The organism is Vibrio nigripulchritudo ATCC 27043, from assembly GCF_000222685.1.
Taxonomy (GTDB): Bacteria; Pseudomonadota; Gammaproteobacteria; order Enterobacterales; family Vibrionaceae; genus Vibrio; species Vibrio nigripulchritudo.
The window spans coordinates 18049-31422 of sequence record NZ_AFWJ01000001.1; the positions used below are offsets into that span (position 1 = coordinate 18049).

Here is a 13374-nt window from a genome sequence, read left to right on the forward strand (position 1 = left end):
TCTCTTATCCCGAGAACAGGTTAAATATCAAAAGGGCTCCGAGAGGAGCCCTTTTTAATGTCATCAGAATCTAGATAATTCGATTATGCCCAACCAGAAGGCGATTTCTTCCTACGCGGGATAAGGTGCGGAAGAATCAAACCTAAGATAAGTCCAATTCCGGCAACTCCGCCACCGTACATGAAGTACTTAAGCAGCAAGTCTTCTTTTTGAGTGTCTAGCTTGGCGCGCAGTTCGCGTACTTCGCTCTGAGACGCGGTCAACTGCTTGTTCATGTCTGCGTAGTTTTTCTCAAGTTCTTTGATTTGTTCATTACGCGACTCAAGAGAATCCACCAGCCCTGCTTTTTCATCATCTGAATTTTTACGAGCGTTAGCCAGCTTCTCTTTTACTTCACCCAGCTCTTTTTCCAGCTTAGGTAAGCGTTCTGCCATGCTTGGTCTGGTCGATACGTATTTGCTTTCTACCCAACCCTTACGACCTTTTGAGTCAACGACCTGGCTGTATCCTGTTTCACGGTTTGTCGCGACTAAGGTAATTTTGTCGCCTGCATTTACACTGCCAATAATACGAAACTGGTTACTCGGTCCAGCGTGCATGTAAGTGAATAGGTTGTCTGAAATGTAGCGGTCTTTGGCAAAACTGACTGGTGCGGCAAGCATGCTAAAGAGGACCAGACAAATAAGTTTTTTCACGGTACGTCCCTTAACTGATGATGAGGTGGGATAACACTTTGACGCTACCCCTTTATTCTTAATTAGACACAGATAGTATGAAGTTTCAGGCACTGGTGCAACAAAAGAGGGAGGCAAAGCCTCCCTTTCTGTGCGTTTGAGTCAATAATGACATGTGGCTAACAAAAGCCTTACATAAACATCCCTTGGATTGCATAGAAGAACACAACAGCAAGCAGCGCGCCTGCTGGTAGTGTTACGACCCAGGAAGCAACGATATTACGCACTACACCTAGGTTCAGTGCTGCGATACCACGGGCGAAACCTACACCCAGAACCGCACCCACCAAAGTTTGAGTAGTTGAAATTGGCAGACCAGTACCTGATGCCAGAACAACGGTTGAAGCTGTTGCAAGCTGAGCGGCGAAACCACGGCTTGGAGTCAGTTCTGTAATGCCTGTACCTACGGTAGCCATTACTTTGTGACCCATAGTCGCCAGACCGACAACAATACCAATACCACCAAGAGGAAGGATCCACCAGGCAATAGAGCTTTTCGTGGTGATTTCACCTAGGTTTTCAACTGTGGATACTACCGCTGAAAGAGGACCGATTGCGTTCGCAACATCGTTAGAACCGTGAGCAAAAGCCATGGCACATGCAGTGATCACCATCAGTACGCTGAATATACTTTCAACGCCAGCAAAACTGTGGTCGTCTTCGCGGTGAGCAAATTTCTTCTGAATGTACAGGTAACCGCCAATCATAATTAGACCAGAGACACCAGCAGACCATAGCCATGCTTCTGTGTTGCTCAGGTGCAAGCCAACGTGCTTTAGACCTTTCTTGATGGTAACAAGCGCAATAACCATAGTGGTAATGAACATGTACACCGGGACAAAGCGTTTCGCGTTGATCAGCGGGTTTTCCGTATCGAAAATCAGGCGCTGTGCACTCACAAAGATCACGTAAGCGAAGAAACCAGAAATGATTGGCGTGATGATCCAGCTACCTACGATGCCTTGAACTGAGGCCCAGTCAACGGCTTCAGTACCAACGGAGATACAGGCGAAACCAATAATGGCACCAATGATAGAGTGTGTTGTTGATACTGGCCAGCCCATGTAGGAAGCCAATAGTAGCCAGGTACCCGCTGCCAGAAGGGCAGACATCATACCGTAGACCAAAACGTCTGGCTGATCAGCAAACAGAGAGGTTTCGATTACCCCTTTACGGATCGTATCCGTCACTTCACCGCCTGCTAAGTAAGCACCGGCAAATTCGAAAATCATCGCGATGATGATCGCTTGTTTTACAGTCAGCGCTTTAGAGCCAACTGATGTACCCATGGCGTTTGCTACATCATTTGCACCAATACCGATAGCCATCATGAAGCCAAATAATGCTGCAACTAAAATAATGATAGTGCCGTAGTTCGCGAGGATATCCATCGTAATACCTAGTTGTTGGATAACGTATGAGGGGAGTTTTGTACAAGCGCACAAGAAAGGCACACAAGCTCTCCGTGCGCCTTATTACAATCCCATCTCATGTTATGTGTTTCAGTTTTCGTTTATGAACGAGATAACATCAGCTCAAGCCTTGCGCCAACGCGCTGAGCTTGATCGGCGATGCCACCTACCCATTCTAAAATCTTGTATAAGAACATGATGTCGATCGGATTGTACTTCGATTCGATCGCCATAAGTTGCTGGCGCAGTTCAATCTGCATGGCATCGGTATCATCTTCGATGGCATCCAGTTGATGGATCATCTCTGCCACTAAAGTGACTTCGCGACCCTTAAAGCCAGTTTCCAGTAATTCGTCCAGTTCGTTGATCACTTTCTGTGCTTGTTCTGCAGCATCAAGGCAACGTTTGACATACAAAATGAAGTTTTCCTGAAGTGGCTCTGGAATTTGCAGCTGACGTCCGACGACGCGACCGGCAATATCCTTCGCCAGATTGGCCAGCTTGTCTTGCTGAGTCAGCAGTTCAAGCATGTCTGTGCGGTCTACAGGTAAGAACAAACCACGAGGCAGCTTTAAGCGAATTTCTCGTTTAAGGGAATCCGCTTCCTTCTCCAGGTGAGAAATCTGTGCGCGAATTTCACTGGCTTTTTCCCAATCGCCCTGAGAGCAAACTTCAAAGAAATTTACCAGGTGGGAGCAGCACTCATTCACACACACAACGTGGCGTTGCAAAGGTTTAATAGGGGACTTTGCAAATAACCCCATAATTGTATTTACTGGCATGGTTATTCAACCTAAAAAATATAACCTATAGAAACTTCAGCCATAAGGCGAAATCTTGAACGATGGCTATAAAGTCGCGCATGTTAACCTAATCAATCCATCATTAAAACTGTTTTAGATCATCATTTGGGCTATATTTGCCACTTGCCGATGATGGTATTAGGCAATATGCTGTCAGGGTCATCCGTTAAAGGTAAAAATATGGAAACCGAGATAGAACTGAAGTTTTTCGTTTCACCTGAATTTTCAACGACTTTGGTTGCCAAAATAGCTGAAGAAAAAGTTCTTCAGCACAGTTGTCGAGAGCTGGGTAACACCTACTTCGATACACCGGATAATTGGTTAAGACAACACGACACTGGTCTACGGATTCGACGCTACGATGATGTCTTTGTTCAGACAGTCAAAACCGCAGGGCGTGTTGTCGCAGGTTTGCATCAACGACCTGAATATAATGCAGAACATTCCAGCAATTCTCCCGACCTGACACTTCATCCTAACGATATATGGCCAGTAGGCAAAGAATTAGACGTGCTTCAGCAAGAGCTTACTCCCATTTTTTCTACCGATTTCAAACGCGAGCAATGGCTTATCAGTATGTCTGACGGCAGTCAGGTTGAAGTTGCGTTTGATCAGGGGTGGGTGAGTGCAAGTGGCAATCGGGATGAGATTTGTGAAGTTGAACTTGAGCTTAAGTCTGGTCAGACAGATGCGCTTTTCAATCTCGCCCGCACATTGAGTGAAAATGGTGGCATGCGATTAGGTAACCTAAGCAAAGCCGCACGCGGTTACCGACTGGCTTATGGCTATGAAGGTGACAAAGTAAAACCGCTACCTCTGGTTTCTACAGAAACTTCGCACAACGCGGAATACTGCTTCATTCAGTCGTTAGAACATGCTCTGGAACATTGGCATTATCACGAACAAATTTATGTTGAGCGTGATGAATTCAACGCCCTTCATGAAATTGCACATTCCATCGGATTCATTCGTCAGACCCTGTCTGTGTTTGGAGGCATTGTACCGCGCCGTGCCAGTGCGATTCTTCGCCAAGAACTGATGTGGCTAGAAGAAGAACTGAACTGGTTGAAAACTGCGGTTTACCTTGACGATCTGATGGAAGACAAAGGGCACGTCCTGCGTAAACTGGATGCTCGGAAATGGCTGGTGGATCAGCTTGGTATTCAACGGGACGCCCTGCCAGACAGAGAACAGGCACTTAAATTACTTTGTTCATCGCGCTACACAGGTTTGTTGTTAGATCTGAGCCGCTGGATCCTGACCCGTGGCTGGCAGCCGTTTCTTGATGACAAAGCAAGAGAGAAAATGGCACAAGGTGTGCGACAGTTCTCGGCAAAACAACTCGACAGAACTTGGGCTGAGCTGGTTGAAGCGTTTCCACCTGAGCGTCAATTGAACCGACAAGAATACATTGACCAGCAATACCGATTGACCCGCAATCTTTACACTGGCATCTGCTTCGCATCTATTTATGACTTTGAAGACCGCAATGCTTTCCGGCTGCCATGGGAAGATCTCAGGCAGGGAATTGATGATCTTTTAATGTTAGAACCTTTGCATGCGTTGTTGGAGCAATTGGAAGGTGATGAGCAAGCGCAACTGGAGCGTTGGCTGATTCGCCAGGAGAACTCCATCTTGCATGCCATGGAACAGACTCGCCAGATGAGCATCGATGCCACACCTTATTGGCAATAAATAGCAAAAATCTTAAATCCATTACCCAAGTGAATGTCCTTCACTTGGGTAATCTATGTGATAAGACTAATATCCACTCTTTATTTTTTAGCTCAATTCGGGCTCATTTCTTTATCTAACTCAAAAAGTTACTTCAGGTTTCTGTATCAATGCCGATACAAAAATCACGGGTTTCTCAACAAAATGCGTGAACAACAAGCATTGGATCACAATTAGGGCAATCCGTAGACGAAAAGTGACTGGTAGCTCAATGACTGTCTGATGTCTTTGTTATCATGCTTTTTTCATACGAGGCGTAAAATAAATCCTCAACAACGATAAAGCTACGTCTCATAAGGAATGCGGCAACGTTCGTGCCCTATTAAAAATGAACGTTCGCAATGAAAGATGAACAAAAGGTGGAGTAGGTGCGATGGCGAGCATGAAATTCAAGCCGTGGGAACGAGTCATTACTGACATTCGTTTGGTCCCAAAACTCGTAATGTTGATGGTATTCAGTACCGTTTTGATCATTGCGAAACAATTGTGGGATGCGAGCACTTTTTATGACTCCTTGGTAATTGTCCAAAAAGACCAAGCCAAAGAAGTTTCTCACGCTCAAGCTTCATTTATTGATAGCGTATTAGCGAGTAACGGTTCAGGTGCCACGTCTCTGGCAGAAAAAACCATCACCGCACTGGTTAAGAATTCAGACAACAATCACTACGTTTATCTGGTAGAACGCAATACTGGCAAAGTATTAGGTCACCCTTCTGCCAGACAAATCTCGGATCTTTCTCAAACCACAGAAAATGGTCAACAGCTTTCTGGCCTGATCGGCAGTGCTTCTTCCGGCTTTGGTTTCGAGCTGGAAAACGGCAATCGTTTTGAATACGCCAGTAAAATCAATGGTGCCGATTGGTTTGTTGTTGCCTCGCAAAGCGGCGATGTTGCACAGATGCGTTACGACGAATACCTAATGCAAGTGTTCTGGCAAACCATTGTGATGATCATCGTATTTGTTGTATTGCTTCTGGGCGCGGCAAGAATCATGCTTCGCCAGACTCAATACATCGCATCCAGCATCCAGCGTATGGCAGATAAAGATCTGTCCACACCGATCAACATGGAATGCAAAGATGAATACGGCGATCTCGCTCGCGAGCTGGAAAAGACACGAGCTCAGTTGCAAGAAGTGATCAAGATGCAGATCGATTCATCACAAGAGTTGTCTGGTCTTACCGAAGTCATGACGATCAGCATGTCTGAGACAAAAGAATCGGCACAAGAAGAGTTTAACGAAATCGACCAGCTAGCAACTGCGATGAGCGAGATGACGACAACGGTGCAAACCGTCGCAGAGCATGCACAAAACGCTTCATCTGTGACAGAAAATGCTTCTCAACAAGCGCAGCAAGGTCAACGATTTGTTCAGGACACAGTTGGCAAAATGAGTGAGCTATCAGGAGACATTTCCGAGTCGGCACAAGCAGTTAACCAAGTGGAAGAGCGTGTTGAATCCATTGGTAGCGTAGTAGGAACGATTCAGGGGATTTCTGAGCAGACTAACCTGTTGGCATTGAATGCGGCTATTGAGGCGGCTCGTGCTGGTGAAGCGGGTCGTGGTTTCGCAGTCGTCGCCGACGAAGTTCGAAATCTTGCACAACGTACTCAGCAAGCAACAGTTGAAATTCAGGAAATGATTACTCAGCTACAAAGCAGTGCCAATTCTGCGGTAGAGCTGATGGAAAAAAGTGTTGTGGAAGCAGCAGAAGGGGTCGATCTGGTTACCAATGCTGGCACCGAGCTTGATGGTATCGTGGCTCAGGTAAGTGAAATCAACGACATGAACTTCCAGATCGCCACCGCTGCGGGTCAGCAGAGTACGGTTGCCGAAGAGATGAACCAGAACCTGACCAATGTTCGTGAACTGGTTGAAGCTTCGGTTGTGGTTGTCAGCGAGCTGCTTGAAACCTCCGAAATCATGCAGACCAATGCCGAAGAGCTAGATGGTAAAATACAGTCGTTTAATGTTTGATTATAAAATCGCTAAATAACGCCCACATCCCATATGTGGGCGTTTTTTTATGTGATATGGTAAATCGAATAAAAATAACCTAACTCGTTGACAGGGATAGACAATGACCTTACCGACGCCGATTGCCGAACAAGCCCAACTTTCACGTCAAAAGATCGAAGAACAATACCCATCCGTGTTTGAAACCTGGCCAGAGAACAAACTGGTCGAGTTGGAACGTGTTCTTGGATTAAGCGATTTTATTTCCGACAGCTTGCTGCGAGATGAAAAGCTGTGTAAACGCCTGCCAGAGATGCTGGCGACGCAGAATCGGTCGGTGGATTATCGCGATAGATTGAAGAAGCTTTTGGCGAAAACGGAAGACGAGAACGCCATGATGAAAAGGCTTCGAGAATTCCGTCGTCGGGAAATGGTCTATATCGCATGGCGAGATTTCACTTCTTCCTGGTCATTGGAAAACAGTCTGCTTCACTTGTCTGCATTAGCAGAAGCATTGATTTTTGAAACCTATCACCACCTCTATCAAACCTGCTGTAACGAGTGGGGAACCCCATGTAATGAAAATGGTGAAGCCCAACCTATGCTCATCATTGGTATGGGAAAACTGGGTGGAGGTGAGTTAAATTTCTCGTCTGATATCGACCTGATTTTTACCTACCCGGAAAACGGCGAAACTCAAGGTGCCAGACGCAGTATTGCCAATGCGCAATTCTTCACACGATTAGGTCAGCGTTTAATTAAAGCGTTAGATCAACAAACCTTCGACGGTTTCTGTTACCGAGTTGATATGAGGCTACGCCCGTTTGGTGAAAGTGGTCCATTGGTAATGAGTTATGCTGCTCTTGAAGATTATTACCAGGAGCAGGGGCGTGACTGGGAACGCTACGCCATGATCAAAGCCCGAGTCATGGGGCGGGAAATGTACCCGGAATATCAGGAACTGCGTGGGATGTTACGTCCGTTCGTATTCCGCCGTTACATTGATTTCAGTGCCATTCAGTCATTGCGTCGAATGAAGTCGATGATCAGCACCGAAGTGCGCCGTCGTGGTTTGTCGGACAACATTAAACTGGGTGCTGGTGGCATTCGTGAAGTGGAATTCATTGCTCAGGTTTTCCAGTTGATTCGCGGTGGTCGCGAGCCAAGCTTGCGTGGTCGTGGCTTGCTTGAAACGTTGAATGCTATCGAAGACAAAGCCTTGCTCAACTCAGAAGAAGTTGGACAACTGCGCGAAGGTTATCTGTTCCTCAGAAAACTAGAAAATTTGATTCAGGCAATTGGTGATAAACAGACTCAAACGCTACCAGACAAAGAGCTGGACAGGCAGAGACTGGCATTTGCCCTCAAAGCGGAAAGTTGGGAAGCATTGCGTGAACAAATCGGCCAGTACATGGAGAACATTCATGGTGTATTCGAACTGCTGATTGGCGAAGAAGAGGAAGAGACACAAACCGTCGCCAAACACTTCAGTGAAATGTGGGATCTTGCTCATAAAGAGGAAGTGCTTACTCACATTCTGGAAGATGACTTAAAAGTCGAAACCCCAGAACCCATGGTGCAAACTATTGTTGGCTTTAAAACCGATCTGGCGAAAAAAACGTTGGGACCGAGAGGGCGTGAAGTTTTAAACCGCCTCATGCCGAAAATCTTCCATGCTTTGTATAACCACAAGGATGCGGAATTCGGTTTACCGCGTGTGCTGCATCTTCTGCACAACATATGCACTCGTACAACCTACCTTGAGCTTCTGGACGAACACCCGGCGGCACTGACTCAGCTCGTAAGGCTCTGTACTGCCAGTCCAATGATATCCGAGCAGCTTTCCCGCTACCCCATTCTTCTGGATGAGCTACTCGATCCTCAGCATCTTTACAATCCAATACCCTTAACGGAATACAAGTCGGAGCTGCGTGATTATCTTGCTCGAATCCCCGAGGACGATATGGAGCAGCAGATGGAAGCGCTGCGTCAGTTTAAGCAGATCTGCATTCTTCGAATTGCGGCGGCTGACATTGCAGGTGTGTTGCCCGTCATGAAAGTAAGTGACCACTTGACGTATCTTGCAGAGGCCATTGTTGAAGCGGTCGTTGGGCAAGCCTGGCTACAAGTTACGGAAAAGTACGGTGAACCTACCCACCTTAAAGACAGAGATGGAAAAGGCTTTGCGGTGATTGGATACGGCAAAGTGGGTGGCTGGGAGCTGGGTTACAACTCGGATCTGGACATCGTGTTCATGCACGACTGCCCGGTTCATGTGTACACCGATGGAAAAAAAGAAATCGATGGTCGACAGTTCTACCTCCGACTTGCTCAGCGAATCATCCACATTTTCTCTACTCGGACAGCGTCGGGTATTTTGTATGAAGCCGATACGCGTCTTCGCCCGTCTGGTGCGTCTGGAATGTTGGTGAGCCCAACGGATGCATTTGAAGAGTATCAGCTTCAGGATGCCTGGACATGGGAACATCAGGCGTTAGTACGTGCGCGCGCAATTTATAGCGATGCGCCTTTAAAAGAAGCCTTTGAAGCAACTCGCGCTAAGGTGCTGTCGCAATCTCGTGAACAGGACAAACTGAAGAAAGAAGTGGTGGAAATGCGTGAAAAAATGCGCGACCACTTAGGCGGAAAGAAATCGGGTCGCTTTATGTTGAAGCAGGATCCCGGCGGCATCACCGATATTGAATTTCTGGTGCAATACCTTGTCCTAAACTTCAGTTCGCAATCGGAATCTTTGCTGACTTACTCCGATAATGTGCGCATTCTTGAAGCCGCAGCAAACCTGTCATTGTTGCCAGCACAGCAAGCCGCCAAGTTAACGTCGGCATACACTACGATTCGGGATGAAATTCATCACCGTAACTTGTTGAATCAAGATGCGGATGTTGCAGAAGATCGACTTAAAGAAGAACGTGAATGCGTTATCCATTCATGGCGTGAGTGGCTAATCGACTAAAAGCCAACATGTTCAGGACTGACTGTTACGCCTGAACCCCACTTTTTTTGGTTCTGGTGGCTATGTTACTATGCCGCCGGAATTGTATTTTTGGAGACAAACATGAAACCAATTTTGCCGGATTACGCTCAATCAGGAGTGCTTATTGTTGGCGACGTGATGCTTGACCGCTACTGGTACGGACCAACGGGACGCATTTCCCCAGAAGCCCCAGTCCCCGTGGTTAAGGTCGAAGACAACGAAGAGCGTCCTGGCGGTGCGGCAAACGTGGCCATGAACATTGCAGCGCTGGGCGGTCACGCTCACCTTGTTGGGTTAACCGGTGAAGATGAGCCTGCAAAAGTTCTGAATGATAAGTTGTCGTCTCTGAAAGTAAAATGCGATTTTGTCGCTCTTCCTGATTTTCCGACCATCACCAAACTTCGAGTGATGAGCCGTGGTCAGCAGTTGATTCGCCTCGATTTTGAAGACAGCTTCGAAAATACCGATGCGCAATACGTTTTAGAGCGTATGGAAAAAGCGTTGCCAAACGTGAAGTCAGTGATTTTGTCTGATTATGCAAAGGGCGCTCTGGAACACGTTCAACAGTTCATCCAGAAAGCACGCGCTGCGAATGTGCCGGTTTTCATTGACCCTAAAGGGGCGGATTTTGAGCGTTATCGCGGTGCCACATTGCTTACACCAAATATGGCGGAGTTTGAGCTGGTCGCAGGCAAAGTCAAAAACGAAGAAGAGTTGGTCGAAAAGGGCTTAGCTTTGATTGAGGAGTTCGATTTTGAAGCTCTGCTGGTCACTCGAAGTGAACACGGCATGACTCTGCTTCGCAAAGGGCAAGAACCCTTCCACCTGCCAACCCAGGCAAAAGAGGTGTTTGATGTAACAGGTGCGGGTGATACTGTTATTTCGGTACTTGCAGCGTCTGTTGCAGCTGGTAAGCCACTAGATGAAGCTTGTGCGCTGGCGAATGCAGCAGCAGGCGTGGTGGTTGGCAAGCTGGGTACATCGACCCTTTCTACTATTGAGCTGGCTGAAGCAGTACACGGCTCTCAGGACACCGATTTTGGTGTAATTACTGAAGCTGACCTAATCGATGCAGTGAAGAAAGCCCGTGCAAAAGGTGAGAAAGTGGTCATGACCAATGGTTGCTTCGATATCTTGCACGCAGGTCATGTCTCTTACCTAAATCATGCAGCAGAACTGGGTGATCGACTGATTGTTGCCGTCAATACCGATGAGTCGGTCAAGGCGTTAAAAGGTCCTGGTCGACCGGTAAACTCTACTGAACGCCGTATGGCGGTATTGGCTGGGTTGGGCGCGGTGGACTGGGTTGTGCCATTCAGCGAAGAAACCCCACAGCGCTTAATTTCTGAAGTTCTGCCGAGCCTGCTGGTGAAAGGTGGTGATTACAAACCCGAAGAAATTGCAGGTGGTGAGGAAGTGATTGCTGCTGGCGGTGAAGTACAGGTTCTTAATTTCGAAGATGGTTGCTCAACGACAGAAATCATTGAAGCCATCAAAGGTGGACGCGGTTAGTCTACCCTTCGGTTAAAACAAAAAACGACGCTTAAGCGTCGTTTTTTATATCTTCAATCCTAGCGATTAGCTCGCGGATTTCAAACCAGCGTTGATATCGAGAATATCTTGCTCGCTCAATGTGCCGACAGCCTGACGAAGCTGTAAAACACTCAGGATGTAGTTGTAGCGTGCATCAGATAGATTGCGGTTAGCATCGTACAGACGACGTGTTGAGTCGAGTACATCGACAATAGTACGAGTACCAACATCGAAGCCAGCTTCGGTCGCTTCTAACGCTGACCTTGCAGAAACCACAGACTGGTTATAAGCACGGATAGCCCCAATAGTTGCGTTGATGTTGTTATAGTGTGCACGAACATCTTTCACTACCGTGCGGTAGGTTTGCTCAAGCTCCTGGCTCGACTTAACGTAATTGGCTTCAGCCTGCTTCACTTTAGAAGTGATGTTACCACCAGTGTAAAGCGGTACGGCTAGATTAATGCCAATGTTGAAGTCGTTAAAGTTATCGTTTCCACCTGGCAATGAAGAGCCAGAGTTATCTGTATACTTGTAACCACCGTCTAGAGTCAGACTTGGTAAGTGACCAGCATCTGCTAGAGAAATGGAATCCTTAGCAATATCTTGTGAAATTCGTCTTGCCAGCAACGAGAGGTTCTCTTGCTGAGCTTTTTCAATCAGAGATTCTGTAGTGGACTCTGGGCGGCTTGCTGAGAAACGTTTAGTGTCCAGAATGGCGAGATTTTGGTGCTCTTCACCTGTGATTTCACGAAGCGCTTCGTAGCTATTCGCCAACGTGTTTTCTTGCAGTACTTCTGAAGCAAGAACACTGTCATACTGTGCTTGTGCATCATGCACGTCTGTAATCGCAGACAGACCGACTTCAAAACGTTGTTTGGTTTGCTCAAGCTGACGAGCAACCGCAGCTTTTTCAGCTCGAACGAAGTCAAGGCTGTCTTGAGCTCGAAGCACTTCGAAATAGGCTTGTGCAACACGAAGGATCAAACCTTGTTGCTCTGCTGCGTATACTGAGTCTGCCTGACGGGCAGTTTTTTCTGCTTGATCCAAGCTTACCCAGCTACTGCGGTCATACAATTCTTGTTTAAAACCAACGCCGGCAGTCAATGCATTGCCATCACGTTCGTTTTTACTGCTCTCAAGGATGTTATATCCAGCAGTGAGGTTAATTTGAGGAAGCAAGGTACTGCGAGAGCTATTCACGGCTTCAAAGGCTGCTTCACGTTGTGCGGCGGCGCCAAGTAATTGTGGGTCGTTTTGTTTTGCTAGATCGTATATCTCTGCCAGGTTATCTGCCCAGGCTGCATTACTGCTCAGTGCGGCGGTAATCAATAGTGGAAGCAGCTTTTTCATTTTGCCTATCCTGCCTTGTGAAAATAAAAATTGAAGCAATGCGAGTTTAACCTAACTCGCTTGTTTTTTATGCCTATCTTTGCATTTTTTAGCAATTAATCGCTGGAAAGCACAGCAATTAAATTATTCATTTAAATATTTTTGCAATCATTATCAAAAAAGTTGAGCGCAATCATTGGAGATTAAAGGATACAATGATTAGAATTCTCATCTCTGGAGACATGGAATGCAGCAATCAGACAACAAACATCAACAGTTTACTCCACAAGATGTAAAAATCATCTCAAGAAAATCGCTTTATCGAGGCTTTTTCTCGATGGTGAAATACACCTTCCAGCATAAATTGTTTGCCGGTGGTTGGAGCGAGCCCGTCGAACGAGAAATGTTTGAGCGAGGTCACGCTGCGGCGTTACTGCCTTACGACCCAATCGAAGACAAAGTGGTCATGATCGAGCAAATCCGAGTCGGAGCTCTGGAACACGCCAACCCATGGCAAATGGAAATTGTTGCCGGCGTTATCGATACTGATGAATCTTCTGAAGAAGTGGTAAGGCGTGAAGCCATGGAAGAAGCAGGGGTTGAAGTTGGGAAAATTGAATCCATAACAAGTTATTATCCCTCTTCTGGCGGGTGCTCTGAAAAACTGGACGTTTTTGTTGGGCAGGTTGACGCAGCGAGCGCTCAGGGCATTCATGGCTTAGACTATGAAGACGAGGACATAAAAGTGCACGTTATGAGTCGCCAGGATGCTTATCAGCTCGTCAGAGACGGAAATATTGAGAATGGTGCCTCAATAATTGCATTGCAATGGTTGGAACTGCATCACGAAGAACTAAAATCCCGTTGGAAGTAAACC

General features: G+C 46.7%; 9 protein-coding genes. 5 read left to right on the forward strand and 4 right to left on the reverse strand.

The features are described 5' to 3' along the window. Window positions 1-83: 83 nt before the first annotated feature. From RH89_RS00080 to RH89_RS00090, 3 genes are all read right to left on the reverse strand, one after another. A complete protein-coding gene (locus RH89_RS00080; protein WP_004397674.1) occupies window positions 84-695 on the reverse strand; it encodes a TIGR04211 family SH3 domain-containing protein in 612 nt (203 codons plus the stop codon). A 170-nt stretch (window positions 696-865) separates the two neighbouring features. After that, window positions 866-2125 carry an inorganic phosphate transporter gene (locus RH89_RS00085; RefSeq protein WP_004397675.1) on the reverse strand — a complete coding sequence of 420 codons (1260 nt, stop codon included), beginning with the start codon at window positions 2123-2125 and terminating at the stop codon, window positions 866-868. Between the two features lie 122 nt (window positions 2126-2247). Further along, window positions 2248-2928 carry a TIGR00153 family protein gene (locus tag RH89_RS00090; RefSeq protein WP_004397676.1) on the reverse strand — a complete coding sequence of 227 codons (681 nt, stop codon included), beginning with the start codon at window positions 2926-2928 and terminating at the stop codon, window positions 2248-2250. Between the two features lie 201 nt (window positions 2929-3129). On the opposite strand from RH89_RS00090, the gene RH89_RS00095 reads away from it, so the two are divergent. From RH89_RS00095 to hldE, 4 genes are all read left to right on the forward strand, one after another. Next, complete coding sequence (locus RH89_RS00095) at window positions 3130-4644, forward strand: CYTH and CHAD domain-containing protein (RefSeq protein WP_004397677.1); 1515 nt, start codon at window positions 3130-3132, stop codon at window positions 4642-4644. A gap of 412 nt (window positions 4645-5056) precedes the next feature. Further along, window positions 5057-6661 carry a methyl-accepting chemotaxis protein gene (locus tag RH89_RS00100; protein ID WP_004397678.1) on the forward strand — a complete coding sequence of 535 codons (1605 nt, stop codon included), beginning with the start codon at window positions 5057-5059 and terminating at the stop codon, window positions 6659-6661. 103 nt (window positions 6662-6764) lie between these two features. Next, window positions 6765-9614 (forward strand): bifunctional [glutamate--ammonia ligase]-adenylyl-L-tyrosine phosphorylase/[glutamate--ammonia-ligase] adenylyltransferase, encoded by a 2850-nt coding sequence (glnE, locus tag RH89_RS00105; protein WP_004397679.1) that lies wholly within the window; start codon window positions 6765-6767, stop codon window positions 9612-9614. A gap of 102 nt (window positions 9615-9716) precedes the next feature. After that, complete coding sequence (gene hldE / locus RH89_RS00110; RefSeq protein ID WP_004397680.1) at window positions 9717-11147, forward strand: bifunctional D-glycero-beta-D-manno-heptose-7-phosphate kinase/D-glycero-beta-D-manno-heptose 1-phosphate adenylyltransferase HldE; 1431 nt, start codon at window positions 9717-9719, stop codon at window positions 11145-11147. Window positions 11148-11213: 66 nt separating this feature from the next. On the opposite strand, the gene tolC is transcribed toward hldE, so the two are convergent. Then, window positions 11214-12518 carry an outer membrane channel protein TolC gene (gene tolC, locus RH89_RS00115; protein WP_004397682.1) on the reverse strand — a complete coding sequence of 435 codons (1305 nt, stop codon included), beginning with the start codon at window positions 12516-12518 and terminating at the stop codon, window positions 11214-11216. Between the two features lie 226 nt (window positions 12519-12744). On the opposite strand from tolC, the gene nudF reads away from it, so the two are divergent. Next, window positions 12745-13371 (forward strand): ADP-ribose diphosphatase, encoded by a 627-nt coding sequence (nudF, locus tag RH89_RS00120; protein WP_004397683.1) that lies wholly within the window; start codon window positions 12745-12747, stop codon window positions 13369-13371. Window positions 13372-13374 lie beyond the last annotated feature (3 nt).